22 protein-coding genes are annotated in these 24,544 nt (G+C 67.6%); 20 read left to right on the plus strand and 2 right to left on the minus strand.

Features of this window, described 5'->3' with window-relative positions; all coding sequences use genetic code 11:
• Nucleotides 1–3 precede the first annotated feature (3 nt).
• The 10 genes from prfB (at nt 4) to add (ending at nt 12,716) form a co-directional block, all read left to right on the plus strand.
• Nucleotides 4–1,135 (plus strand): peptide chain release factor 2 gene (gene prfB, locus VGR67_12760; GenBank protein HEV8337280.1). Its coding sequence is split into 2 segments (ribosomal slippage): nt 4–66 and nt 68–1,135, totalling 1,131 coding nucleotides; the frame shifts between segments, so codons are not numbered across the junction.
• A 41-nt stretch (nt 1,136–1,176) separates the two neighbouring features.
• Nucleotides 1,177–2,223, plus strand: coding sequence for a heat-inducible transcriptional repressor HrcA (gene hrcA, locus VGR67_12765; protein ID HEV8337281.1), 1,047 nt, complete (start codon nt 1,177–1,179; stop codon nt 2,221–2,223).
• 24 nt (nt 2,224–2,247) lie between these two features.
• Entirely contained in the window at nt 2,248–2,865 is a 618-nt protein-coding gene (locus tag VGR67_12770) for a nucleotide exchange factor GrpE (protein HEV8337282.1), read from the plus strand.
• A 26-nt stretch (nt 2,866–2,891) separates the two neighbouring features.
• Complete coding sequence (gene dnaK, locus VGR67_12775) at nt 2,892–4,760, plus strand: molecular chaperone DnaK (GenBank protein ID HEV8337283.1); 1,869 nt, start codon at nt 2,892–2,894, stop codon at nt 4,758–4,760.
• A 108-nt stretch (nt 4,761–4,868) separates the two neighbouring features.
• Nucleotides 4,869–5,990: a molecular chaperone DnaJ gene (gene dnaJ / locus VGR67_12780; GenBank protein HEV8337284.1), complete on the plus strand. Its 1,122-nt coding sequence runs from the start codon at nt 4,869–4,871 to the stop codon at nt 5,988–5,990.
• A gap of 38 nt (nt 5,991–6,028) precedes the next feature.
• Entirely contained in the window at nt 6,029–6,823 is a 795-nt protein-coding gene (locus VGR67_12785; protein HEV8337285.1) for a 16S rRNA (uracil(1498)-N(3))-methyltransferase, read from the plus strand.
• 67 nt (nt 6,824–6,890) lie between these two features.
• Nucleotides 6,891–8,072 carry a type IV pilus twitching motility protein PilT gene (locus tag VGR67_12790; GenBank protein HEV8337286.1) on the plus strand — a complete coding sequence of 394 codons (1,182 nt, stop codon included), beginning with the start codon at nt 6,891–6,893 and terminating at the stop codon, nt 8,070–8,072.
• Between the two features lie 91 nt (nt 8,073–8,163).
• Entirely contained in the window at nt 8,164–10,839 is a 2,676-nt protein-coding gene (gene alaS / locus VGR67_12795; protein ID HEV8337287.1) for an alanine--tRNA ligase, read from the plus strand.
• Nucleotides 10,836–11,546 carry a lytic transglycosylase domain-containing protein gene (locus tag VGR67_12800; protein HEV8337288.1) on the plus strand — a complete coding sequence of 237 codons (711 nt, stop codon included), beginning with the start codon at nt 10,836–10,838 and terminating at the stop codon, nt 11,544–11,546. The genes alaS and VGR67_12800 overlap by 4 nt, the downstream gene beginning before the upstream one ends.
• Before the next feature lie 66 nt (nt 11,547–11,612).
• Nucleotides 11,613–12,716 carry an adenosine deaminase gene (gene add, locus VGR67_12805; protein ID HEV8337289.1) on the plus strand — a complete coding sequence of 368 codons (1,104 nt, stop codon included), beginning with the start codon at nt 11,613–11,615 and terminating at the stop codon, nt 12,714–12,716.
• Here add and VGR67_12810 read toward each other — a convergent pair.
• Nucleotides 12,682–13,413: an AraC family transcriptional regulator gene (locus tag VGR67_12810; protein HEV8337290.1), complete on the minus strand. Its 732-nt coding sequence runs from the start codon at nt 13,411–13,413 to the stop codon at nt 12,682–12,684. The two genes, add and VGR67_12810, sit on opposite strands and share 35 nt — an antisense overlap.
• A 221-nt stretch (nt 13,414–13,634) precedes the next feature.
• On the opposite strand from VGR67_12810, the gene VGR67_12815 reads away from it, so the two are divergent.
• Nucleotides 13,635–15,701, plus strand: a complete 2,067-nt coding sequence (locus tag VGR67_12815; protein ID HEV8337291.1) for a glycosyltransferase family 39 protein — start codon at nt 13,635–13,637, stop codon at nt 15,699–15,701.
• Nucleotides 15,702–15,730: 29 nt separating this feature from the next.
• Here VGR67_12815 and VGR67_12820 read toward each other — a convergent pair whose 3' ends face one another.
• Nucleotides 15,731–17,182 carry a phosphoglucomutase/phosphomannomutase family protein gene (locus VGR67_12820; GenBank protein ID HEV8337292.1) on the minus strand — a complete coding sequence of 484 codons (1,452 nt, stop codon included), beginning with the start codon at nt 17,180–17,182 and terminating at the stop codon, nt 15,731–15,733.
• A gap of 96 nt (nt 17,183–17,278) precedes the next feature.
• Between VGR67_12820 and pgsA the strand changes: the two genes are divergently transcribed.
• From pgsA to ftsY, 9 genes are all read left to right on the plus strand, one after another.
• Entirely contained in the window at nt 17,279–17,866 is a 588-nt protein-coding gene (gene pgsA, locus VGR67_12825; GenBank protein HEV8337293.1) for a CDP-diacylglycerol--glycerol-3-phosphate 3-phosphatidyltransferase, read from the plus strand.
• Nucleotides 17,867–17,897: 31 nt separating this feature from the next.
• Nucleotides 17,898–18,575, plus strand: coding sequence for a lysophospholipid acyltransferase family protein (locus VGR67_12830; protein ID HEV8337294.1), 678 nt, complete (start codon nt 17,898–17,900; stop codon nt 18,573–18,575).
• On the plus strand, nt 18,511–19,761 hold the full coding sequence (locus VGR67_12835; protein ID HEV8337295.1) for a nicotinamide-nucleotide amidohydrolase family protein: 1,251 nt from the start codon (nt 18,511–18,513) through the stop codon (nt 19,759–19,761). The genes VGR67_12830 and VGR67_12835 overlap by 65 nt, the downstream gene beginning before the upstream one ends.
• Nucleotides 19,762–20,313: an RNA 2',3'-cyclic phosphodiesterase gene (gene thpR, locus VGR67_12840; protein ID HEV8337296.1), complete on the plus strand. Its 552-nt coding sequence runs from the start codon at nt 19,762–19,764 to the stop codon at nt 20,311–20,313.
• Between the two features lie 2 nt (nt 20,314–20,315).
• A complete protein-coding gene (plsY, locus tag VGR67_12845) occupies nt 20,316–20,924 on the plus strand; it encodes a glycerol-3-phosphate 1-O-acyltransferase PlsY (protein HEV8337297.1) in 609 nt (202 codons plus the stop codon).
• Complete coding sequence (locus tag VGR67_12850) at nt 20,921–21,940, plus strand: NAD(P)H-dependent glycerol-3-phosphate dehydrogenase (GenBank protein HEV8337298.1); 1,020 nt, start codon at nt 20,921–20,923, stop codon at nt 21,938–21,940. Before plsY ends, VGR67_12850 begins: the two co-directional genes overlap by 4 nt.
• 4 nt (nt 21,941–21,944) lie before the next feature.
• On the plus strand, nt 21,945–22,751 hold the full coding sequence (locus VGR67_12855; protein ID HEV8337299.1) for a CpsB/CapC family capsule biosynthesis tyrosine phosphatase: 807 nt from the start codon (nt 21,945–21,947) through the stop codon (nt 22,749–22,751).
• A 118-nt stretch (nt 22,752–22,869) separates the two neighbouring features.
• A complete protein-coding gene (locus VGR67_12860) occupies nt 22,870–23,550 on the plus strand; it encodes a tetratricopeptide repeat protein (protein HEV8337300.1) in 681 nt (226 codons plus the stop codon).
• Between the two features lie 64 nt (nt 23,551–23,614).
• Nucleotides 23,615–24,544: a signal recognition particle-docking protein FtsY gene (ftsY, locus tag VGR67_12865; protein ID HEV8337301.1), complete on the plus strand. Its 930-nt coding sequence runs from the start codon at nt 23,615–23,617 to the stop codon at nt 24,542–24,544.

The following is a 24,544-nucleotide window of genomic DNA, read 5'->3' on the forward strand; positions in this document are numbered from 1 at the left end:
GAGATGGTGCTCGAGGAACAGGCGCGGCGCGTCGAGGAGTTGGGCGCGCGCATGGCGGACCTTCGGAGGCATCTTTGAGCTGGAGCGCAAAGCCGGCGAGCTGAAGAAGCTGGAGGAGGAGTCGGGCTCCGCCGATTTCTGGAAGGATCAAGCGGCCGCGCAATCGGCGCTGCAGCGGCGGACGCGCCTTCAAGAGGAGATCGAGGAGGGGAAAAAGCTGATCGGCCGGATGGAGGACGCGCAGGTCCTGCTCGACCTGGCCCGCGAAGGGGAGGAGGTGGAGCAGGAGCTCCGGAGGTCGGTGGCCGATCTGGAAACGGAGATCCAGCGATCCGAAATCTCCATGATGCTCTCGGGGGAGAACGACGTCCGCAACGCCATCCTGACGATCCATCCCGGCGCGGGAGGCACCGAGTCCCAGGATTGGGCCGAGATGCTCTACCGGATGTACCTCCGGTGGGCCGAGCGCCGCGGATACCGGCTCAGGACCTTGGAATATCAGGAGGGGGAGGAGGCCGGAATCAAATCGGCCACCCTTTTCATCGAGGGGACCAACGCCTACGGCTACCTCAAGGCGGAAAGCGGCGTCCATCGCCTGGTCCGCATCTCCCCTTTCGACGCCGCCGCCCGGCGGCACACCTCCTTCGCCTCCGTCTATGTCAGCCCGGAGATCGATGACCGGATCGAGATCAAGGTGGAGGACAAGGATCTGCGCGTCGACACCTACCGCTCGAGCGGGGCGGGCGGCCAGCACGTCAACGTGACCGACTCCGCCGTGCGTCTCACCCATCTGCCCACCGGCATCGTCGTCTCCTGCCAGAACGAGCGATCCCAGCATCGCAACCGCGACGTGGCCATGAAGATCCTGCGTTCCCGGCTGTACGAGATGGAGGAGCGGGCGCGCGAGGAGAAGCGGGCGGCGGTGGAAGGCGCCAAGAAGGACATCGCCTGGGGAAGCCAAATCCGGTCCTACGTTCTCCAGCCGTACCGTCTGATCAAGGATCATCGGACCAACATCGAGATCGGCAACGTCGACCGGGTTCTCGACGGCGATCTCGACGAGCTGATCCGCGGCTACCTCTTGAAGAAAAGGGATGCCAAGGCCCCCGAGGCTTCCGCGCCGGGGACCCGCTAAGGCTGGAGCGGCGCGCCGCGCCCGCGGGCAAGGGAGTTTCAGTGCCGGAAACGGAGCTGGACCGGAGGGATCGGGAGATCCTCCGGGAGATCATCCGGAACTTCATCGAGACCGGAGAGCCGGTGGGCTCCCGGACGATCGCCAAGGTCCATCCGGAAGGTCTCTCCCCCGCCTCGATCCGGAACATCATGGCCGATCTGGAGGAGGCCGGTTACTTGATGCAGCCCCACACTTCCGCCGGCAGGGTGCCCACCGATCGGGGCTATCGGTATTACGTCGACAGCCTCCTCACCGGTATCGAGCTTCCGAGATCGGACCGCGAGAAGATCGCGGAGGTGATCCGCAAGCCGGGCAGCCTGCCCGAGGCCCTCGAGGAGATTTCCCGCCTGATTTCGCGGCTCACCCATCAGGTGGGCTTCGTCGTGTCGCCCGATCATACCCGCGCGATCCTGCGCCACCTGGAGTTCGTCTCGCTCGGACCGCACCGGATCCTGGCCATCCTCGTCGACCGGGCCGGCGTGATCCACAACCGGATCGCCCGGACTTCGGAGGACTTTTCCCAGGAAGATCTCGATCGGATCGGCCGCTATCTGGTCGCCGAATATCAGGGGAAGACCCTTCCCGAGATCCGGGAGGCTCTGCTGGCCAAGATGAAGGAGGAAAAGGCCGCGTTCGACACGCTGCTGGCCCAGGCGATCAGCCTGGGCACCCAAATCATGGAGCCCACGGACGAGGCCGGCAAACAGGTGTACATGAAGGGGACCTCCAACATCCTCAACGAGGGGAACTTTACCGATATCGACGAGATGCGGAAGATCTTCGAGACCTTCGAGGCCCGGGGCAAGATGGTCAAGATTCTCGACGAAGTCACCGATTCCGAAGGCCTTCGCATCGTCATCGGATCGGAGCATCCCGATCCCAGCCTGGCCCATCTCTCCCTCGTCGCCTCGCCTTACAAGATGGGCGATCGCCCCGCCGGCGTGCTCGGGGTTCTGGGCCCGACCCGCATGGAGTACGCCCGCGCCATCGCGCTGGTCGACTATATCTCCAAACTGCTGAGCAAAATATTGACCGCCCCTCCCTCCTGACCTATATTACGCGCGGGTTAAACGATGACTGAAAAAAGAGCGAAACGGGAGGCCAAAAACATCCCGCCGCCGCCGAACGACGACCTCCCGACGGATGAGGACGACTCCATCGAGATCCTCGAAGTCGTCGGCATGGACGAGGGGAAGGCGGAAGCGCCACCCCGCGAGGAACCGGATCCTTCCGACTCCATCCCGTACACGCGGCAGCAGCTCTACGACATGCTTCTCCGGAAGCAGGCGGAGTTCGAGAACGCGCGGAAGCGCGCCGAGCGCGACAAAGAGGAGTCCCAGCGGTGGATCTGGAAGGACCTCTTGACGCGTCTTCTCCCTATCCTCGACAATTTCCAGCGCGCGCTGGCCGAGCCGGCGGCTGACCCTCGGGACCCGTTCCGCCAGGGCGTCTCCCTCACGTTTCAGCAGATGATGGACATCCTGGGCCGCGAAGGGCTCGAGGAGATCCGCTCGGTGGGTGAGCCCTTCGACCCGCACGTCCACGAGGCGGTGGAGACCAGAGCGGTGCAAGGATTCGAGGAAGGGATCGTGCTGGAGGAGCTGCGCAAGGGGTACCGGTTCCGGGGTCAACTTCTCCGGCCCGCTCTCGTCAAAGTCTCGTCCAAGGTCGGTGGTTCGGAGGGGGGATAGCCCGGAAGAGGAGGCCGCTGAAAACCATGGGAAAAACGATCGGCATCGACCTGGGCACGACGAACTGCTGCGTGGCGGTCATGGAGGGGGGGACTCCGCAGGTCGTCCCGAACAAGGACGGCGGCCGCACCACTCCTTCGATCGTGGGATTCACCGAAAAAGGGGAGCGCCTGGTCGGTCAGATCGCCAAACGGCAGTCGATGACCAATCCGCGCAATACGATCTACGCCGTCAAGCGGCTCATCGGCAGGAAGTTCAACGCCCCGGAAGTCCAGCAGGCCCTCCGTTTCCTGCCCTACGAGATGACCGAAGCGCCGAACGGGGACGTGCGGCTGCGGGTCCGCGACCGGGACTATTCCCCGCCCGAGATCTCCGCGATGGTTCTCGCCAAGCTCAAGGATATGGCCGAAGAGTACCTCCAGGACGACATCTCCGAGGCGATCATCACCGTCCCGGCCTACTTCGACGACAGTCAGCGCCAGGCGACCAAGGATGCCGGGCGGATCGCGGGCCTGAAGGTGTCCCGCATCATCAACGAGCCCACGGCGGCCTCGCTCGCCTACCGGCTGAACGAGCAGTCCGAGAAAAAGATCGCCGTCTACGACCTCGGAGGAGGGACGTTCGACGTGTCGATCCTGCAGCTCGGAGACGGAGTCTTCGAGGTGAAGGCCACGAGCGGCGACACGTTTCTGGGCGGCGAGGACTTCGATCAGCGCATCGTTGACTGGCTGCTTTCCGAGTTCCAGAAGAAGGAGGACATCGATCTCCGCGCCGATCGTCTCGCCCTCCAGCGCCTCAAGGAGGCCGCCGAGAAGAGCAAGTGCGAGCTGTCGGTGGAGACGCGCTCCGAGATCAGCCTCCCGTTCATCGCCGCGGACGCGAAGGGCCCCAAACACCTCAATGCGGTCCTCACGCGCGAGCAATTCGAGGAGATCGTCGCCGATCTGGTGGAGCGGACCCGGAAACCCTGCCTGGAGGCGCTGAACTTGGCGGGGCTGAAGCCGGAGAACATCGACGAAGTGCTTCTCGTCGGCGGCCAGACGAGAACCCCGAAGGTGATGGAGGTGGTCCGGTCGATCTTCGGCAGGGAGCCGAGCCGCGACCGGAACCCCGAGGAGGTCGTGGGGATCGGGGCGGCCATCCAGGCCGGCATCCTCCAGGGGGAAGTGAAGGACATGGTGCTCCTGGACGTCACCCCCCTGTCGCTGGGGATCGAGACCCGCGGGGGGATGTTCACGAAGCTGATCGATCGGAACACCACCATCCCGACGAAGAAGACGAAGATCTTCACGACGGTGGTCGACAACCAGGCGAAGGTGGAGGTGAATGTCCTGCAAGGAGAGCGTGAAATCGCCTCCTACAACAAATCGCTCGGCCGGTTCGAGCTCGTCGGCATCCCTCCGGCTCCGAAGGGAGTTCCACAGGTCGAAGTGACTTTCGACATCGACTCGAACGGCATCGTGCACGTCTCGGCCCGGGACCAGGCGACGGCGCGGGAGCAGAAGATCGTCGTGACTCCCTCCGGCGGGCTTTCGGAGAAGGAGATCAGCGACATCATCGAGGACGCGAAGAAGCACTCCGAATCGGACCGGCGGAAAGCCGAGCTGAACCGCATCCAGGCACGGCTCGAGGGCCTGCTGGAATCCAATTTGAAGAGCTTCACGGAATTCGGCAGCCTGCTTGACGCCGAGAAGCAGGGGACGGTGAAGCGCATCCTGGAGAACGCCAAGAAGGCGCTCCACGGATCCTCCATCTCCGAGAGCACCAAGTGCCTGGAGAAGCTCGGGGAGGCGTCCGCGATCCTCACCGAAGTCATTCTCTACAGCCCGCCCTCGGGCGCCGCGGCGGCGGGCGGCGGAGAAAGCGAATCCGGAGGTCCGCAGCAAGGTTCTTGAAATCGGTTCACCGCCCTCCGATCCGGACGAAGCGATCGGCGGGCGAGGCATCGCAAGGCCCGGTCGCGGGGGCGGCCGGGGGGTCGGGTCGTTGGGGAGCTGCCTTCCTTGAGCAAGCGTGATTACTACGAGGTTCTCGGTGTGTCCCGGAGCGCCGGAGTCGCCGAGATCAAGAAAGCCTATCGCCAGCTGGCGATGCGCTACCATCCCGACAAGAACCCCGGGAACAAGGAAGCCGAGGACAAGTTCAAGGAGGCCGCGGAAGCCTACTCCGTCCTCTCCGATCCCGAGAAGCGCCAGAGCTACGATCGGTTCGGGCATCGGGGCGTCGCCGCCGGGGGGTTCAGCGGGTTCGACCCGGAGATCTTCGCCGATTTCGGGGACATCCTCGGGGACATGTTCGGCCTCGGCGACCTGTTCGGCGCCGGGCGCCGCGGAGGGGGCGGCTCCCGCCGCGGCGCGAATCTTCGCTACGACGCCGAGATCAGCCTGGAGGAGGCCAACCAGGGATCCGAGCAGACGATCGAGGTGCCGCGGCTGGAAACCTGCGCGGCCTGCCGGGGAAGCGGCGCGGCCGATCCGTCGTCGCTCGCGGTCTGCGATCTCTGCGGCGGCCGCGGAACGATTCATCTTCAACAAGGCTTTTTCAGCATTTCTCGGACCTGCGATCGCTGCCGCGGCGCGGGACGGATCATCGCCAAGCCCTGCGCGTCCTGCCAGGGGGCGGGAAGGCTCCGGAAGGAAAGGACGATTCGCTTCCGAATCCCGCCGGGAGTGGAGGACGGCACGCAGATGCGCATCGCCGGAGAAGGCGAGGCGGGGACGCGCGGCGCTCCAGCGGGCGACCTCTTCGTGGTCATCCACGTCGCGCCGCATCCCGTCTTCAAGCGGGACGGAAGGGATCTCTATTGCGAGCTGCCGATCACCTTCTCCCGGGCTTTTCTCGGAGGCGAGGCGAAGGTGCAAACGCTGGACGGGCCCGAGAGGATCCGCATCCCCGAGGGGGCGCAGACGGGCGCCTCGCTGCGGATGAAGGGGAAAGGGATGCGTTCCGTCAACGGCTCCGGGCGCGGGGATCTCTACGCCGTCCTCCGGGTGGTCACGCCGAAGCCTTCCCGGTCCAACAAGAAGCTGGCGGAAGTCTTCCGGCAGCTCGCGGAGATGGAGGGAGAGGAGCCCGACCTGGAGGACCGTGATTTCATGGATCGGGTCAAGGACTTCTTCGCCTAGACCCTCGGGATCGTTCACTTCCTTGCCGGTTTTCCATCATGCCATTCCGGTTCTTCGTCCCGGAAGCACGCGAAACGGGACAGATGGTCGCGGTGCGCGGGGAGGAATTCCATCATCTCCGGAAGGTCCTTCGCCTGCAGCCGGGAGACACGCTGTCGCTGTTCGACGGGCAAGGACGCGGCTTCGAGGGGCGGCTCGTCGAGATTCTGCGCGGCGAAGCGCGCGTTCGGATCGGCCGCGAGGAATCCTCTCCGGAATCGCCGCTGCCGCTGACGTTGATGGCGGCGCTGGCGAAAGGAGAGAAGTTCGACCTGGTCGTCCAGAAGGCGACCGAGCTCGGCGTGCACGCCATCCAGCCTTTCTATTCGAAGCACGCCGACGTCCGGCCGGCGGCCGATCGGGACTCCCGAAAGCCGGAGCGCTGGAGGCGGATCGCGTTGTCGGCCTGCAAGCAATCGGGCCGGACCCGGCTTCCTCTCCTGGAAGATCCGAGAGCTCTGGGGGAGATCCTCGCCCGGACCTGCCGGGGAATCGGCGTCGCCATGGACCCGGAGTCTTCGGAAGGCCTGGGACCCGAGGCTCGGGCGGCGCTCTCGGGGGCGAGCGCGGTGACCGTGGCGGTGGGGCCCGAAGGGGGATGGAGCGACGAAGAGCGGGAAGAGTTCCGCCAGGCAGGATTTCTCCGGCTTCGCCTCGGCCCGAGGACTCTTCGCACCGAGACGGCCGCCATCGTTTCGACCGCCATCCTGCAATTCGTCGCGGGGGATCTGGCGGAGGCCGCCGGCGGCGACCCTCCCGGCCGGACGGATAAAACGCTCAAAACAAAGGTGTAACTGATTGACTTCCCCGCTCGGGGGCCCTAGATTCTCCGACGCGGCCAGGGCCTCTCGGAGGAGTGGAATGGAAATCAACGATCTGCTCAAAATCGCTACAGAACGAAAGGCGTCGGACCTCCATCTGAAAGTCGGCAGCCATCCGGTGATTCGCGTGAACGGCAGGCTCATGCCCCTGGCCGAGCTGGCCCGCATGACTCAGGAAGACACGATCGCCATGGCCTTTTCCATCATGAGCGGCCGTCAGAAGCAGAAGTTCAAGGATCATTTCGAGATCGACATCGCCTATTCGGTGCCCGGCCTGGGGCGCTTCCGGGTGAACATCTTCCAGCAGCGCGGCACCGTCGGGCTGGTGCTCCGGGTCATTCCCGCCAAGATTCTGACGTTCAAAGAGCTCCTTCTGCCGCCGGTCATCGAGACGATCTCCAATGAATCGCGCGGCCTGATCCTGGTCACCGGCACGACCGGTTCCGGAAAATCGACCTGCCTGGCCGCGATGATCGACTACATCAACAGCACGCGGACCGAGCACATCATGACGGTGGAGGATCCCATCGAGTTCCTGCACCGCGACAAGAAGAGCCTCGTCAACCAGCGGGAGGTGGAGGTCGACACCAAGAGCTTCTCCGGCGCGCTGCGCTCGGCGCTGCGCCAGGACCCGGACGTGATTCTCGTGGGTGAGATGCGCGATTACGAGACGATCGAGACGGCGCTGACCGCCGCGGAGACCGGGCACCTGGTGCTCAGCACCCTGCACACCCTGGACGCCACGGAGACGGTGAACCGGATCATCTCGGTGTTCCCGCCCCATCAGCAGAAACAGATCCGCCTGCAGCTGGGGGTCGTGCTCAAGTCGGTCATCTCGATGCGGCTGCTTCCCCGCGCCGACGACCGCGGGCGCGTGCCGGCGGTGGAGGTTCTGAGGACCACCGGCTACATTCGCGACTGCATCGAGAACAAGGAGAAGACGAAGCTCATCCGGGACGCCATCGCGGCGGGCACCTCGCAGTATGGGATGCAGACGTTCGACCAATCGATCTACACTCTATACAAGCGCGAGCTGATCACCATGGAGGAAGCGCTGCGCCGGTGCACGAACCCCGAGGAGTTCAAGCTCAAGCTCCAGGGGATCGAGTCGACCGCCGACGCCGCCCGTGGGGAGATGGAGGGGACGCTCCGGAGCGCCGAGGACCGGCCCCGGGCCAATCCCGCCTTCGAGCTCTCGCGAGCCAAGTTCGGCAAGAGCTGAGTCCATCGTCCGGCGATTCCGCCTCTCCTTCCCGAAGCGGCCTGGGAAGGGGGGCGCATTTCCACGTTCAGCGATCGGAGAAGGATTCGAGATGACGGGACGCCAGGAACCCTGGAAGGGACGCGACATCCGGCAGGGATTCCTGCGCTTTTTCGAGGAGCGCGGGCACCAGGTCGTTCCCAGCTCTTCGCTCGTCCCTGCGAACGATCCGAGCCTTTTGTTCACCAACGCCGGCATGAACCAGTTCAAGGAGGTGTTCCTGGGCCGGGAGAAGCGCCCGTACCGCCGCGCCTGCTCCTCCCAGAAGTGCCTGCGCGTCTCCGGAAAGCACAACGACCTCGAGCAGGTCGGCCGCACGCCGCGTCATCACACCTTCTTCGAGATGCTGGGGAATTTCTCCTTCGGCGATTATTTCAAGTCCGAGGCCATCCCGATGGCCTGGGAGCTGATGACGAAGGTCTACGGAGTCGACCCCGCGTTCCTGTGGATCACCGTCTTTCGCGAGGACGACGAAGCCTACGGCATCTGGACCCGCGACGTGGGGCTGGCGCCGGCGCGCGTGCTTCGGATGGACGAGGCCGACAACTTCTGGTCGATGGGCGAAACGGGGCCTTGCGGGCCCTGTTCGGAGATTCACATCGACCGCGGGGAGAAGCACGGCTGCGGCCGGGCCGACTGCGGCGTCGGATGCTCGTGCGATCGCTTCATGGAGCTCTGGAATCTGGTGTTCATGGAGTTCGACCGGCAGAAGGACGGCTCCCTGCGGCCGCTGGCGGAGCGGGGCGTCGACACCGGCATGGGTCTGGAGCGCATCGCCGCGACGCTCCAGGACGTGGACTCGAACTACGACACCGATCTCCTGCGGGAGATTCTGGAGGAAGGCGCCCGTCTTCTGGGGGTGGCCCCGGGGGCGGCGCCGGGCTCCGACGTCTCCCTGCGCGTCATCGCCGACCACGTCCGGGCCGTGACGTTTTTGATTGCGGACGGCGTCGTGCCGGCCAACGACGGCCGCGGTTACGTTCTGCGGCGCATCCTGCGCCGCGCCATCCGGCACGGGCGGATGCTGGAGCGCCGCGAGCCCTTCCTGCACCGCCTGACGCAGAAGGTGGTGGATCTGAACGCCGCCGCCTATCCGGCTCTGGTGGAATCGCGCGAGTTCGTGGCGCAAGTCTGCCTGAGGGAGGAGGAGCGGTTCGCCTCGACGCTCAGCGTCGCCCTCAACCTTTTCGACGAGCTGGCGGCGAAGTTCCGGCAGAAAGGGGAGAAGCAGGTGCCCGGCGCCGAGGTGTTCCGGCTCTACGACACCTTCGGGCTTCCCCTCGATCTCATGGTGGACGAAGCCGAGAGCCTCGGCTTGAGCCTCGACCAGGCCGGCTTTGACGAGGAGATGGAGCGCCAGAAGACGCGCGCCCGGAAATCCTGGAAGGGAGGGGAGGCGGCTCCCCGGGCCTTCCGCGAGGATCTCGTTGGACTCGCTCCGACGCGGTTCGTGGGGTACGCGCAGCTGTCGGCGGACGGGTGCCGGGTTCTGGCCTTGCGCCGCGAAGGAGAGACCGTCGACGCGCTGCGGGAGCGGGAGACGGGCGAGGTGCTGCTCGACGTGTCCCCCTTCTACGCCGAGGCGGGCGGCCAGGTCGGCGACATCGGCTGGCTGACCGGGCCGGAGGGCAGGGCGGAAGTCCTCGATTGCAAGCTGGCGGCCCCCGGGGTGAGGCTCCACAGCGTGCGCCTCGAAGCCGGCGCGCTGCGAACCGGGGACCTCCTCTCGGCCCAAGTCGACGCTTTGAGAAGGGCCGAAGTCGCGCGCCATCACACGGCGACCCACCTGCTCCACGCCTCGCTTCGGGACGTGCTCGGAACGCACGTCAAGCAGGCCGGCTCCCTGGTCGCTCCCGATCACCTCCGGTTCGACTTCAGCCATTTCGCGCCGGTGGCTCCTCCTTTGGTGACGCAGGTGGAGGATCTCGTCAATGAGGTGATCCTCTCCGACCTTCCGGTCACGGCGGAGGAGATGCCCCTCGAGGAAGCGCTCGCCACGGGGGCCATGGCCCTGTTCGGAGAGAAATACGGCGATCGGGTCCGGGTGATCCGGATCGGGGATTTCTCGACGGAGCTCTGTGGAGGGACCCATACGGGGACCACGGGAGAGCTGGGACTCTTCAAGGTGACGGGGGAGCGGGGGATCTCCTCCGGCGTGCGGCGCGTGGAGGCGCTGAGCGGCGAGGCTTCGCTCCGGCGGTTCCGGGAGGACGCCGCGATCCTGGCCGACCTTCAGCAAAAATTCAACGTCGATCGCGCCGCGCTCCCCGAGGGGGTGGAGCGGCTCCTCCAGCAAAACCGCACCCTCGCGAAGGAGCTCGAGAAAGTGAAGCTGCAGCTGGCGACCTCGGGAGGGACCGGCGAGGAGAGCCTGGTCCGGGAGGTCCGGGACGTCAAGGTCCTTCCGATGTACGTCGAGGGACTCGACAAGAAGGCGCTTCGGGAGCTCGCCGATCGCCGCCGCGGGCAGATGGGGAGCGGCGTCGTGGTGCTGGGAACCAATCCGGAGCCGGATCGCGGCATGATCCTCGTCGCGGTCAGCCGGGATCTGATGGGAATTCTGGATGCGCGCGCCATCGCCGGGGAGCTGGCGCGCGGCTTCGACGGGCGGGGCGGAGGAAGGGCGGACCTGGCGGAGGCCGGCGGCCGCTCCACCTCGGAAGGGATCCGCCAGGCCCTGTCGAGGACTCCGGACGTCGTCCTCCGGCAGATGGAGGCCGAGAAATGATTCGCCGGGCGGTGCGGAAAGCCGTGGCGATCGTCTTGATGGTCCCGATCGGGGCTGCCGCGGCCTTCGCCGACTCCATCTACTATCAGAAGGAGAAGGACGGCACGATCCGTCTGACCAACGCCCCCGAAGGGAGCGGTTATCACACCTATCTCACGACGGGCCATTATTCGCCGTCCGCCGAAGTGAGCGGCGAATACTCGAATCACATCCGCAGCGCGGCCAGCGAATCCGGCGTGGATCCCAACCTCGTGAAGGCGGTCATCTCCGCGGAGTCGAACTTCGATCCGCGCGCCATCTCGCCGAAAGGCGCCCGCGGGCTCATGCAGCTGATGCCTTCCACCGCCTCGCGCTTCGGGGTCAAGGATATCTTCGATCCGGCGCAGAACATCTCCGGCGGCGCGCGCTATCTCCGGTATCTCCTGGACCTCTTCGGCGGCGACCTGGTGCTCGCCCTGGCCGCCTACAACGCCGGGGAGAAGATCGTCCAGAACAATCGGGGAGTTCCGAACTACCGCGAAACGCGCGATTACGTCGACCGGGTCCTGACGCGGTACGGGCGCCCCGCGCTGGGCGCGCGGACCCGCTCTTCGAAGCAGTCGGGAAAGGCTCCCGCGGCGCGCAAGAGTCCGATTTATCGGACCGTCTCCGGCGACGGCGCTCTGGTTTTCAGCGACAGTCCGATCCCAAAGCCCGTCCAGGACTGACGGCCCCCCGCGCTTCCTCGAAGAAGACTCTGCCTCCCTCCGCGGAACCGCCGCGAGGATGTCGCCATGTCCCCCAGCATGTCGCCGAAGATGATGAGGCGCCTGGAACGGCTGCCGCGCGTGGAGCTCCACCTGCACCTGGAAGGAAGCGTGACGCTGCGGCGCCTGCGCCGGCTGTGGCCCGGCCGCCGGCGGGAGAGAGGCCTTCCCGGGGACCCCGCGCAAGCGTACCGGCACCGCAGCTTTACCGATTTTCTGCGGCATTTCGCGATGGTGACCCACGCCCTCCGGAAACCGACCCACCTGGCCCAGGTGACCGCCGATCTGAGCCGCTTCCTCGGACGCCAGCGGATCGTGGCGGCGGAAGTCTTCCTTTCTGCCGTGATTTTCACCCGCCGGGGAGTTCCGTTCCTCGAAATCCTGGATGCCGTCGAGGAGGCGGCGCGCGACGGGGCGCGGCGGGGAGGGCCTTCGATTCGCTGGATCCTGGACGGGGTCCGGCAGTGGGGCGTGCGCGCCCTGGAGGAGACCCTGGAATGCGCCCTCTCCTCGCGGGGGAGAGTCCTGGGCATCGGGCTCGGCGGCGACGAGCGGTCGGTGCCGGCCCGCGAGTTCGCGGCCCTGTTCGCCGAGGCCCGGCGCTCGGGCCTCCGGACGGTCGCCCACGCGGGGGAGTTCGACGGAGCGCGCTCGCTGCGCGACGCCGTGGAATGGCTCGGCGCCGAGCGCATCGGTCACGGCATCCGGGCTCTGGAGGATCCCGGCGTGACCCGGCTGCTGAAGCGCGAGGGCGTTCCGCTGGACGTCTGCCCCTCCAGCAACCTCGGGACCGGGGTCGTGGCGCGCTGGCGGGACCATCCGCTGCCGCGCCTCGTGCGATCCGGAATGCGCGTCTCCCTGAACAGCGACGATCCCGCCCTCTTCCGGACGAGTCTGGCGGAGGAGTACCGGCGGGCGCACCGCCTTCTCGGGTTCTCTCCGTCGGCCCTTTATCGAATCCACCGGCAGTCGCTGCGGGCGTCGTTCCTGCCGGAGCGGGAGAAGAGGCGCCTGCTGGCGGAATCGCGCCGGATCTGGGGAGGAGGAGCCGCCGGGCCCGAGGCCCGGGAGCGCGCGAGCGGCCGGGAGGAGAAAGCTATTGGTCGACGCACCGCTTCAGGTCGCGCCTGAAGTTCTTCGGGGAGGCGTTCTGGTAGCGGACGAAATTGCGGTGGAAATCGCGGTAATTCTGGTAGCCGACGAGCGCGGCCACCTTGGAGAGAGCCGGGGGACCGCTGTGCATCAACTCCTGCGCCCGCCGCAGCCGGACGCGGTGCAGGTATTCCGTCAGCGTGATGCCGCACTCGCGGCGGAAGAGCGTCGAGAGATAGGTCCGCGAAAGCCCGAGGTGGGCCGCCACCTCCCGCAAGGAGATCTTGCGCTGGTAGCTCTCGTGGATGAAGGCCTTGGCGCGGCACACCGCGGGGTGCTGTCCCTCGGATCCGCCGCGGAAGGGGGCGACGATGCGCCAGTAGCGCTCCTCGAAGGACGACCGGAGCTCGGCGGCCGAAGCGAGGCGCGAGAAGACCTCGATCAGGATCGCGCGATTCTCCAGACGGCGTCCTTCCTCGGCGGCGCCGCGCCAGACGAGACGGTTGACGTTGCACAGGAGCTCGAAGGCGTACAGGGAAGCGATCTTCAACTCGGACGGCTGCACGTTTCCCAGGGACCGCGCGATCTCCTCGAACGGGAGCCGCGCGCCTTCCAGATCGAACGACGTCAGCCGCTCGAGAAAGGCCCGCTCGCTGGGCGCGGGAAATCGAAATCCCGCGGCGTCCGCGAGCGTGACGGGGGGAAGCGGAGGGAATGGACGGAAGCCGAATTCCAAGCGAGCTGCCTCGTTCCGAAGGTTTCCATCCGCGCGCGGATGGAAGACTCTGGGGCACAGGATGGCCGAATCTTAGCGCCCAGTGCGGATTGTGTCAATGGTCGATCCGCGGCCGGGAGGAATTCCGGCGCCCCGGCGCGCCGGGAACCGCCCCGCGATGAGATAGAATCCGGCCTCATGGCGCCGGCCGCCCCGGGCGGCCGCGGCGCCGAGAGGAGCCGATGCCGCGACCTGCGTCCCGCCCCGCCGCCGCGCTGAAAGTCCTGCAGATCGCCCTCTTCTTCCTCGGGGGGCTCGCGGTGCTCGCGCTTCTCTGGCCGCGTGGAGGCCTGCGCGCCGTCTACTCGGTGGAGACCGAGTCGGGGCAGCTCGTGCCGGTTCACGTCCGGATCGATCCGGAGGTCGATTTCCCGACCTCGCACCTTCTCCTGCAGCCCTTCTACCAGCACTGGAACCTCGAGACGCTGGGAGCGCCCGCGACGATGCCTCCCTTCCAGATCCGCTGGACGGGAATCATCCTGGCCTCGCGCGCGGGATCCTACCGCTTCCACGTGGAGGCCTCGGGACAGGTCCGCCTGATCGTGGATGGAACGGTCCTTCGTCCCGAGGAGGGGGGAGCGGGCGCGGCGGCGGACCTCACGGCCGGCTGGCATTCGATCGATCTCACCTACCGCCGCGGCGAGGAGGAGCCGCAAGTGCGCCTGCTCTGGGAGGCGCCGGGATCGGCCGTCAGCGAGCCCGTTCCGCGGAGCTCCTTGTCGGCGTCGCGGGCGGTCCGGGAGATGGGCTTCCTGGTGGCGGTGGCGGGATGGATTCTGCTGGCGGCGTGGCTCGGCGCCGTCATCTGGATCTGGAGAGGCCGCGGCCGCCCCGGCTCACTGGGCGCGTTCGTGCAGCGGCATCGCCACGGCACCGCGCTCGCGGCCTTGCTCCTCCTGGGCCTGGGCCTGCGGCTTCACCAATACGATCTGATCCCTTTCCATCACGAGACCGCCGACGAGTATCAGCACGGCTGGGAAGGATGGACTCTCCTCCACGAAGGAGTCCCCCGGGCCTGGAGCTTCTACCCCCGCATCTACCCGAAGGAGGACTTCGTTCCCTTCTTCTGGTTCGGCCATCCCTATAACCTGTCTCGCCCCTATTTCGACCATCCGCCCGCGTTCTCACTCCTGGTGGGCGGCCTCTCCACGCTCCTGGGCGCCGAGCAGCTTCTGGACTGCACGCTGTGGAGGATGCGTCTGGTCCCCATCTTCCTGAGCCTCCTGACCCTCTTTCTCGTCGCGCGGACGGGATGGGAGACGCTCGGCGACGCCCGGGCCGGGACGCTGGCGGCGCTCCTGTACGCGACGCTCCCCACCGTCGTGCTGGGGAACCGCCTGGTGAAGGCCGAGAACATGATCGCGCCGCTGCTCCTGGCGCAGTCGCTGTGGCTCGAGCGCTACCTCCGGGATGGGGGACAGGGCCGGCTCCTGCGGATCGCCGCCTCCGGCTTCCTCTCCATCTGGACGAAGGCCACCGGCGTGGTGGTTCCGATGGCGGCGCTTCTGGTGATGGGCCGGGCCCGGCGCTGGAAGGGAACGGCGATCGTGGGGGGGTTCGCGATCGCCGCCGTGCTCGCCTATCTGGCCTACGGAGCGTTCTACGGATGGGATACCTTCACGACGGTGATGAGCCTTCAAGCGTCCAAGCGCGTGGCCGTCCGGACGCTCCTGGACCTCTCCTCGATCTCACGGATCGTGGAGCTGCAGTTCGGCACGGGATGGTACCTTTGGCTGGTGGTGGCCGCGGGATGGATGGCCCTGGGCCCGCAGCGCGGAATCCTCGCTCCGGCGGCGCTTTATTTTCTGGTCCTCAGCGTGACCGCCGACACGCGCGGAGTCTATGGCTGGTATCGCATCCCGCTCTACCCCTTTCTCTGCCTGGCGGGGGGGAAGTACCTTTCCGACTGGCTGAGGGAGAAGGATCTCTCCCGGGGGTTCCTGTTCGCCGTGACCGCGCTGGCCGCCACCTTTTATTACGCGCTGCCCGCCGGGATGGAGCGCACCAGGTGGGCGGTCTGGATCGTCTTCGCCCTGGGCTGCGCCGCGCCGCTGGGAGGCCTGCTCTTCCCGTCGCTGTTCGGCGAGCGCCTGCGCGCCTGGGCGGCTTCCCTCGCGCTGGCCGCGTTCGTCGCGGGCAACCTCCTCGTGGTCAGCCGGCAGCTGCCCATCTATCTGCAGGAAGCTTCGAGGGGGAAGACACCGCTGACCGCGGCTCCGGCGTCCGACATCTTGGGGCGCGACGATTAAGGGACGCGCGCCGTCGGGACGGGCTCGGATCAGCGCTTGAGCAACCGGAGGGCGTGGCTCAGGGCGGCCGCGACGGCGGCCCGGGTGGGCGCTTCGCAGTAGAGCCGCAGGATCGGCTCGGTGCCGGAAGGGCGGAAGAGCAGCCAGCCGTCCTCGCCGAACACGAGCTTCACGCCGTCGAGACGGTCGACGCTCGTGACCTTCATGCCCGCGACGCGCTTCGGAGGGGAGTCCGAGAGCTTGGCCACCAGCCGGCGCCCCGCCTCCGGCGTGCAGCTTAGATCGGTCCGATCGAAGAAGTATTTCCCGTACTCTTTCTCCATGCCGGCCACGAGTCCCGAGAGCGGCAGATCCGAAAAGACCAACGCCTCCAGAAGCAGGAGCGAGGAGAGGATTCCGTCCCGCTCCGGGATGAACCCGCGGAATCCGAAGCCGCCGCTCTCCTCGCCTCCCAGAAGGATCTCGTCCTTTCGAAGAAGCCGGGCGATGTGCTTGAAGCCCACCGGCAGCTCGTGGAACGCGAGGCCGTAGCTCCGGGCGATGCGCTCCATGCGCAGGGATCCGGCGAAGGTCTTGGCGATCCCGCCCCGCTCCCCTCGGTTCCGGATGAAATGAAGCGCCAGCACCGGCAGGAGCGTCAGCGGCGACAGGAACCGGCCTCGATCGTCGCAGGCGCCGATGCGGTCGGCGTCCCCGTCGGTGGCGAACCCGGCGGCGGCCCGCTCGGAGACGACGGCCCGCCGCAACGGCTGCAGATGGGGCGCGATCGGCTCGGGATTCGTTCCCCCGAAAAGAGGATCGGGATCGGAGCGCAGCGTGCGGACCCGGAGCTTGCCGCCGGAGGCGGCCTGCTCCAGCAGGGTCCCCCCCATGCCGTGCATCGAATCGGCGAGGATCTTCAGGCGGGCCGAGCGGATCTCGCGGATCGCCACCCGCTGCTTGACGGCGCGCAGATAGGAAGGAAGGAACGAGGGATGCCGCGGCAGATCGGGCGCGCCCGCAGAGCCGGGATCGCCGGCGGGAATGCTGCGGACGATGCTCTCCGTCGATTCCGGATCCATCGTCCCTCCGTCGGAGTCCTTCAGCTTCAGGCCGCCGTATTCCGGAGGGTTGTGGCTCGCGGTGATCATGATTCCCAGGGAGGCGCGTCCCGTGACGACTCGCAGCGACAGGGCCGGGGTGGGAAGCGGCTCGGGGCTGAGAAGAGGGACGAACCCTTCCCGGGCCATGACCGCCGCGACCTCCGCCGCGAACCGTTCGGAAAGGAACCGGCCGTCGTAGCCGATGGCGATCGGCGAGCCCGCCTTGCCGGCGGAAAGGAGATGGGCGGCGGCGCCGGCGGCGCACCTCCGCATGCCCGCCAGAGTGATCTCCTCGGCAATCCGCCCGCGCCATCCGTCGGTCCCGAAACGGATCGGAGGGAACTGGCCCTGAAGCGCGGCCCGCCCGTCGATCGCGTTGATTGACCCTCGGATCTGCATTGTGTTATTTTTCAGCTCGCCTGGCGCGCCGCCCCGCCGTGGTCCCTGAAGCGCGGCGCATTCTACCCCGAGGCTGCCATCCCTTCAAACGGTCCCGTGCTCAACCTCCCCAACTGGCTCACGGTCACCCGCATCTTCCTGGTCCCGTTCGTGGTGGTCATCATCCTGACGAAGCCCCAGTTCAGCATCGGAGAGACGGCGATCGACAACGAGACGCTCGGGGTGGTGGTTTTCCTCCTCGCCGCCCTGACCGATTTCCTGGACGGTTATCTGGCGCGCAAGCGCGACGAGGAGACGACGCTCGGCAAGCTGCTCGATCCGATCGCCGACAAGCTCCTCATCTCCGCCGCGTTCATCTCGCTCGTCGAGGTCGGGGTGGCGCCGGCCTGGATGGTGGTGATCGTGGTCGGGCGGGAGTTCGCCGTGACGGGGTTGCGGAGCGTGGCGATCAGCCAGGGGATCGCCGTCGGAGCCTCGGTCTGGGGCAAATACAAGACCGCCAGCCAGGTGATCGCCGTGGTCCTCCTCATCTTCGGAAGGAAATACCTCGGGGCCTACGCGTTCCTGGGCCAGCTGGCCCTTTGGGCCGTCGTGATCCTGGCGGTGCTCTCGGCCGCTGACTATTTCCTGAAGTTCTCGAGGAAGCTCGGCGTTCTGGGCGAGGCCCCGCTCCGACGGGAATGATGGCGGCGCGCCGCCGCGCGCGCGAGGACGCATGTTCTACGGCTACGTCAAGCTGTTCTTCCGGCTTCCCACGCGAATCTATCTCGGGCTGAAGGCGGAGGGATGCGAGCGGGTTCCCCGGCACGGTCCGGCGCTCATCGCCGCCAACCACGCCTCGTTCCTGGATCCCATCGTGCTGGGCTCGGCCTGCCCGCGCAAGATCCATTTCGTCGTGCTGCAGTCGATGTACGAATGGAAGCGGCTGCGCTGGTTCTATTGGGGCATGCAGACCATCCCGGTGCGAGCCGAGGAGTCGGATCCCCGCGCCGTGAAGCAGGCGCTGACGCGGCTTCGGCGCGGCGATCTCGTGGGGATCTTTCCCGAGGGCGGGCGCAGCGCCGACGGATTCCTGCAGCCGGCGAAGCCGGGGGCGGCCCTCCTCGCCGCGATCTCGGGGGCGCCGGTAATTCCGGCCCACATCGCCGGCGCCTGGTCGGCTTGGAAGCCGAATACTCTCTTCCCGGTGCCCGGCCGCGTGCGGGTTCGTTTCGGAGAGCCGATCCGCATCGGCGCCCCCGGCGCCAAGCCGCGCGGCCGCGAGGAAGTGGACGCCTTCTCCCGGCGCATCATGCAGGCGATCGCCGCGCTCGCCTCGGAGGGCTCCCGTGAAAGCGACGATCCTGGCGGTGGGAACCGAGCTGCTGCGACCCGGTCGGCCGGAAACCCATAGCGAGCGCCTCACCGCTCTGCTTCGGACGGTCGGGCTCGACGTCGAGTCCCGCCGCATCGTTCCGGATCGGCGCGAGGCCATCGCCGAAGCGGTGCGGGATGCCCGGCGCCGCCCCGGGGTGATCCTGGTGACGGGAGGGATCGGTCCGACCCGCGACGATCGAACCCGCGAAGCGGTGTCCGAAGCGCTGGGCCGGCCCCTGGTCACGGATCGCGCGGCGGAGCGGGCGCTCCGCGCCTGGTGCCGCAGGCATCGCATTCCCTTCACGCGGGATCAGGCGCGGCAGGCGCGGATACCGCGGGGGGCGCGCCGGGTGGCAAACCGCGTCGGCAGCGCGGCGGGCTTCCGGTATGCCGACCGCGGCGGCGTCGTTCTCGTCCTGCCGGGAGTGCTCGGAGAGCTGCGGCTGATGCTCGAGCGCCAGCTGCCCCGCCTGCGCCGGCTGGCGGGGGGGCGCTTGGTCACCGTCTCCCTGCGGACGGCGGGACGGGGGGAATCGCGGATCGATCGAGCCATCGCGCGCCTCGTCCGGCGCTTCCCCGAGGTCGAAGTCACGACGCTGGCGGCGCCCGGAGAGGTCGTCATCCAGCTCAGCGCCCAGGGAGCAGGGGCCGCCGGCAACGTGGCGGCGTGCCGGAGGGCAATCGTCCAAAAACTGCGCGAGGATCTGGTGTCGGCCGCGGGAGAGAGCCTCGAAAGCGTTGTGCTCCGACATCTCCGGAAGCGCCGGATGCGGATCGCGGTGGCCGAGTCCTGCACCGCGGGGCTGGTCTGCGCGCGCCTCGCCTCCGTTCCCGGGGCGTCGCACGCCTTGGCGGCGGGAGCCGTGTGCTACAATAACCACGCGAAGCAGCGAATCCTCTCGATTCCGGGTCGAGCGCTGCGAAAGCACGGCGCCGTCAGCCGGTGGACCGCGCTCGCCATGGCCCGCGGCGTGGCGGCGCTGGCGGAATCGGCGATCGGCGTGGCGGTCACCGGGATCGCCGGTCCGTCGGGAGGCACTCCCCGCGCCCCGGTCGGCACGGTGCACTGGGCCGTGGTGGGGCCGAACGGCTTTTCGGCGGGGCATCGTCTCCTCCCGGGGGATCGCGAAAAGGTCCGTGTTCATTCCGCTTCCATCGCCCTGGATCAGGTGCGGAGATTCCTGATCTCCACGGGCGAGGCCGCGCGACGAAAGCGGCGCTGAATGCGGATCTTCCTCGCCGCGGAGCTGCCCGAGGGCCTGCGCGCGAAAGTCGCCGTCGTCCAGCAGACCCTCGCTCGGGAGGGCGTCCGGAGAATCCGGTGGGTCGATCCTTCCGGGATTCATTTGACCCTTCGCTTCTGCGGCCAGCTTTCGCGGGACAGCCTCGATCGCCTCGCCGCCGGTCTCGCTCCGGGACCCCCTTTTCCCCGGTTCGCCGTCCGCGCCGGCGGACTCGGCCGGTTCCCGCCGCGGGGAGCGCCGCGCGTTCTCTTCCTGAAAGTGGGGCCCGACGCGCGACTCGAATCTCTGGCTTCGTGGCTCGAGGATCGGGTCACGGCGTCGGGTATCGCGCCGGCGGACCGGCCGTATCACGCGCATCTCACTCTCGGACGGTTCCTGCCGGGCGCCGCGTCTCCGCCCCTTTTCTCGACGCCCGTCGCGGAGGACGTCGGGGAGCTCCCGGTGGAGCGCGTCGTGGTCTTCCAGAGTCATCTCGGATCCGGCGGCGCGCGCTATGAAGCGATGCACGCTTTTCCTCTCAGGGATCCCTGACGATGAGTTCCGTGCATCCGGCGATCGGCCCGGCCCTGGTTCTCGCCGCCTACCTTCTGGGAGCCATACCCTTCGGATGGATCCTGGGGAAGACGGCGGGGGGCCGGGACGTCCGGCGCGAGGGGAGCGGGAACATCGGCGCCACGAACGTGGCGCGCTCGCTCGGCTGGGGCGCCGGGATTCTCACCTTGATGCTCGACGTGGGGAAAGGCGCGGTGGCGGTCTGGGCGGCGTCGCGCGTCACCGGGCAGGAGGCCTTCGCCCTGGCCGTCGCGATCGCGGTCGTGGTGGGCCATGTTTTTCCGGTCTATCTCGGGTTCAAAGGGGGGAAGGGAGTGGCGACCGGTCTCGGAGCCTTCCTGGTCCTCGATCCGGCAGCCGCGGCGCTCGCGGGCGTCGTCTTCGCGGGAACGGTCTGGGCCAGCCGGAGGGTCTCGGCGGGATCCATCGCGGCGGCCGGCGCGCTCCCGGTGATTCTCCTGGGGCTCGGCCGAAGCCCGGCGACGTGGGCGACGGCGCTTTTCTGCTCCCTGGTGATCATCGTCCGCCACTGGGAGAACATCCGGAGACTGCGCTCCGGGACGGAGCCGAAGCTGGGAGCCGACCCATGAGCGCCTCACCGGCGGGCGCCGCCGTCGTGGGAGGTGGGAGCTGGGGCACCGCCCTCGCCGTGCACCTGGCGCGCGCCGGGTCTCAGGTCTCTCTCTGGGTCCATGACGAGTCGCTCGCCGCGACGATGCGGGCGAAGCGGGAGAATCCGACCTACCTTCCCGGAATCGCGCTTCCGGAGGCGATCCGCCCCTCGGGAGATCTCCGGGAGGTCCTCGCGGGGCGAAGCCTCGTCCTCTGGGTCGTCCCGGCGAGGTACTTTCGCGAGGTGCTGCGCTCCGCGGCTCCGTTCCTGGGTCCGGAGACCCGCTTGGTCATCGGCACGAAAGGAATGGAGCCCGACACCGGAATGCGCATGACGGAGGTGGCGCGACAATGCCTCGGGCGCGAATTGGGCTGCCTCGCCGTCCTGGCGGGTCCCAGCTTCGCCAGAGAGGTGGCGCGCGGCGATCCCACGGCGGGCGTGCTGGCGTGCGATCTCGCCCGGGAAGCCGACGATCTGCAGGGACGGCTGAGCGGCGGTTTCTTCCGCTTTTACACGAACAGCGACGTCGTCGGCGTGGAAATCGGCGGAGCGCTGAAAAACGTGATCGCGATCGCCGCCGGGGTCGCCGAAGGCCTGGGGTTCGGCTCCAACACGGCGGCCGCCTTGATCACTCGCGGCCTCGCGGAGATCGCCCGGCTCGGTGTGGCCTGCGGCGGATCGGCCGCCACCTTCGCCGGCCTCGCCGGAGTGGGCGATCTGGTCCTCACCTGCACGGGGGCTCTGAGCCGCAACCGCTGGGTCGGAGCGGAGCTGGGACGCGGGAGATCGCTTTCCGAGATCCTCTCGCAGATGAAGATGGTGGCGGAGGGAATCCCGACGACGTCGGCCGCCCTGCTTCTGGCGGCGCGGCACGGCGTGGAGATGCCCATCACCGCCGGGGTGGAGTCGATTCTGCGGGGCGCGGCTTCTCCGCGGGACGCGGTGGTCTCCCTGCTTCGCCGGCCGCTGAAGGAAGAGGGCTCCTGGGAATGAGACGATGATGGTGGACCTGCACTGCCACGTTCTCCCGGCCATCGACGACGGCGCCGAGAGTCTCGAGCAAGCCCTCGAGTTCTGCCGCGTGGCGCTCGCCGACGGCGTCACCACCCTGGTGGCCACGCCCCACCAGAAGCCGGGCCAGTACGATAACAGCCCGGAGGTGATCCGGGAAAAAGTCGCCGAGCTCCGCATCGCCCTCCGCGAAGCGGCCGTCGGGGTCGAGATCGTCGAGGGAGCGGAAGTGTACCTGACGGCCGATCTCCCCGCCCGGCTCAAAGCGGGGAAAGTGAGCACCGTCGGGAACACGGGCCGGTATCTCCTGCTCGAGCTGCCGTACCAGCAGTTTCCTCTCCGGGTCGAGGAGACGGTGTTCCAACTGAAGCTCGCCGGGGTCACTTCGGTGCTCGCGCATCCGGAGCGGATCGCCTACTTCACCGCCGACCTGGATCGCGTGGAGAAGATGGTGCGCCTGGGATGCCTGACGCAGGTCACGGCCGCGGCCCTTCTCGGAGGATTCGGGGACAAGGCGCGCGACTTCTCGAACCGGATGCTGGAGAAAGACCTCGTCCACGTGATCGCCTCCGACGCTCATGACACCGTTTACCGCCCGCCCGTTCTGGCGCGCGCCCGCGACGCCGCGGCGGCGATCGTCGGGGCGGAGCGCGCCTCCCAGATGGTCGGCGAGATCCCGCGCGCCGTGTGCCGCGGCGCCGAGTGGGAGCCCTGGGATCTCCCCCCCGAGTCGCCGGCCCCCGGGCCGGGTCTCATGGGACGCCTGCGCGGACTGCTCCGCGGCCGGGGCTGAGATCTCCGGCCGTTTTGACAAAGTGAAGCGTCGTTTCTAGAATGGCTTCCGCTAGAATATCCTGATGGACAAGCGTTTCGAGTCGTCCGCCTCGCCGCCCTTCTTCCGGAGAATCCCTATGATCGGACGGAATGCCCGAGCTCTTTCGGCATCGCTCGTCGTCTGGATCGTCCTCGCCGCGTGCGCTTCCGCCCCGCAGCATAAGAAGACGGTCAATCGCCAGGCGGAGCAGTATTTCCGGCTGGGACAGGTGAATTTCACCGAAGGGAAGAACCAGGAAGCGATCGCCAACCTGAAAAAATCGATCCAGCTCGATCCAGGCGCCGCGGACGCCCACAGCTACCTCGGGACGGTCTATTTCCTCCTGAGCGACTATGCGAACGCCGAGAAGGAGCTGCTGGAGGCCATCAAGCTGAATCCGTACGACACCGACGCCAAGAACTCTCTCGGAGCGGTCTACACCAAGACGCGCCGGCCGGAGAAGGCGCTCGCGATCTTCGAGGAAGCGCTGAAAGACCGGACCTATCCGAGCCCGGAGAAGATCCTCTACAACCTCGGGACGCTGCACCTCGAGGCGAAGCGCTACCCGCAGGCGGAAGACGCCTTCCGGCGGGCCGTGGCCGCGAACGCGGCCTACGCCAAGGGATACTACGGTCTGGGCCTGGCCTTCGCCGACACCGGGAGAATCGAGGACGCCAGGGCCAGCTTTCGAAAGGTGATCTCCCTCGATCCGAAGAGTCCCGAAGCAATCCGAGCCCAGGAGTACCTGGCCCGCCAGGCGGCTCCCCGGAAGGGTTGATTCGCATGACACTCGCGCCGAGCCGCGTTCCATGAGCCCCGACTCCGGAGCCCCGGGAGGAGCCGTGCGCAAGCTCCTTCGCGGGCTTGGCAAGACGCGCGACGGCGTGCTGGGACGGCTGAAGGATCTCGTGCGCGCTCCCGCGCGTCTCGACGCCGATCTCCTCGAGGAGCTGGAGACGCTCTTGATCCTGTCCGATGTCGGCCCCTCGCTCACGGGGGAAGTCGTTCAATCCTTGAAAAGGACGGGGGCCGGCCTGGAGGTGAAGGACTGGAGTGTTCTGGCGGACCTGGTGAAGCAGGAGATGAAGCGGATTCTCCTCTCCGGAAGGGCGCCTCTTCCCCCCAGGGTCGAGGAAGGGCCCGAGGTGGTCCTGCTCGTCGGGGTCAACGGGGGCGGCAAGACGACGACCGCGGGGAAGCTCGCGGCGCGCTGGGCGGGGGAGGGACGGCGCGGGCTTCTCTGCGCCGCCGACACGTTTCGCGCCGCCGCCGTCGAGCAGATCGCGATCTGGGGAAAACGGGCGGGCGTCGATCTGATCCGTCACCAGTCCGGCGCCGATCCCTCGGCGGTGGTCTATGACTCGGTGGAGGCCGCCCTGGCCCGGCGGTGCGACTTCCTGATCGTCGACACGGCGGGCCGGCTGCACACGCGCGAGCCGCTGATGCAGGAGCTCGAGAAAGTCGTCCGGGTCGTGCGCAAGCGAATCGCCTCGGCGCCGCATCAGGTCCTTCTGGTCCTGGACGCCACGACCGGCCAGAACGGCGTGGCCCAAGCGCGCCGATTCCTGGAAGTCTCCGGCGTGACGGGCCTCGTCCTGACCAAGCTCGACGGCACGGCCAAGGGAGGCGTCGCCCTCGGCATCGCGCGGGACCTTGGCATCCCGCTGCGCTGGATCGGAGTGGGCGAGGGAGCCGAGGATCTCGTCGAGTTCGACGCGGACGCCTATCTGGATGGAATCTTCGCCGAAAAGATTCCGGCCGCGGCGGGCTGA

The sequence above is a fragment of the Candidatus Polarisedimenticolia bacterium genome, from assembly GCA_036004685.1.
Lineage (GTDB): Bacteria > Acidobacteriota > Polarisedimenticolia > Gp22-AA2 > AA152 > DASYRE01.

What these genes read in the sequence shown, in the direction of transcription:
- plsY (HEV8337297.1), top strand. Translation starts at nt 20,316, where the DNA reads ATGAGTTCCGTGCATCCGGCGATCGGCCCGGCCCTGGTTCTCGCCGCC.
- VGR67_12800 (HEV8337288.1), top strand. Translation starts at nt 10,836, where the DNA reads ATGATTCGCCGGGCGGTGCGGAAAGCCGTGGCGATCGTCTTGATGGTC.
- dnaK (HEV8337283.1), top strand. Translation starts at nt 2,892, where the DNA reads ATGGGAAAAACGATCGGCATCGACCTGGGCACGACGAACTGCTGCGTG.
- VGR67_12855 (HEV8337299.1), top strand. Translation starts at nt 21,945, where the DNA reads ATGATGGTGGACCTGCACTGCCACGTTCTCCCGGCCATCGACGACGGC.
- add (HEV8337289.1), top strand. Translation starts at nt 11,613, where the DNA reads ATGTCCCCCAGCATGTCGCCGAAGATGATGAGGCGCCTGGAACGGCTG.
- thpR (HEV8337296.1), top strand. Translation starts at nt 19,762, where the DNA reads ATGCGGATCTTCCTCGCCGCGGAGCTGCCCGAGGGCCTGCGCGCGAAA.
- VGR67_12790 (HEV8337286.1), top strand. Translation starts at nt 6,891, where the DNA reads ATGGAAATCAACGATCTGCTCAAAATCGCTACAGAACGAAAGGCGTCG.
- VGR67_12830 (HEV8337294.1), top strand. Translation starts at nt 17,898, where the DNA reads ATGTTCTACGGCTACGTCAAGCTGTTCTTCCGGCTTCCCACGCGAATC.
- VGR67_12820 (HEV8337292.1), bottom strand. Translation starts at nt 17,182, where the DNA reads ATGCAGATCCGAGGGTCAATCAACGCGATCGACGGGCGGGCCGCGCTT.
- alaS (HEV8337287.1), top strand. Translation starts at nt 8,164, where the DNA reads ATGACGGGACGCCAGGAACCCTGGAAGGGACGCGACATCCGGCAGGGA.
- VGR67_12850 (HEV8337298.1), top strand. Translation starts at nt 20,921, where the DNA reads ATGAGCGCCTCACCGGCGGGCGCCGCCGTCGTGGGAGGTGGGAGCTGG.
- VGR67_12785 (HEV8337285.1), top strand. Translation starts at nt 6,029, where the DNA reads ATGCCATTCCGGTTCTTCGTCCCGGAAGCACGCGAAACGGGACAGATG.
- VGR67_12815 (HEV8337291.1), top strand. Translation starts at nt 13,635, where the DNA reads ATGCCGCGACCTGCGTCCCGCCCCGCCGCCGCGCTGAAAGTCCTGCAG.
- VGR67_12860 (HEV8337300.1), top strand. Translation starts at nt 22,870, where the DNA reads ATGATCGGACGGAATGCCCGAGCTCTTTCGGCATCGCTCGTCGTCTGG.
- VGR67_12770 (HEV8337282.1), top strand. Translation starts at nt 2,248, where the DNA reads ATGACTGAAAAAAGAGCGAAACGGGAGGCCAAAAACATCCCGCCGCCG.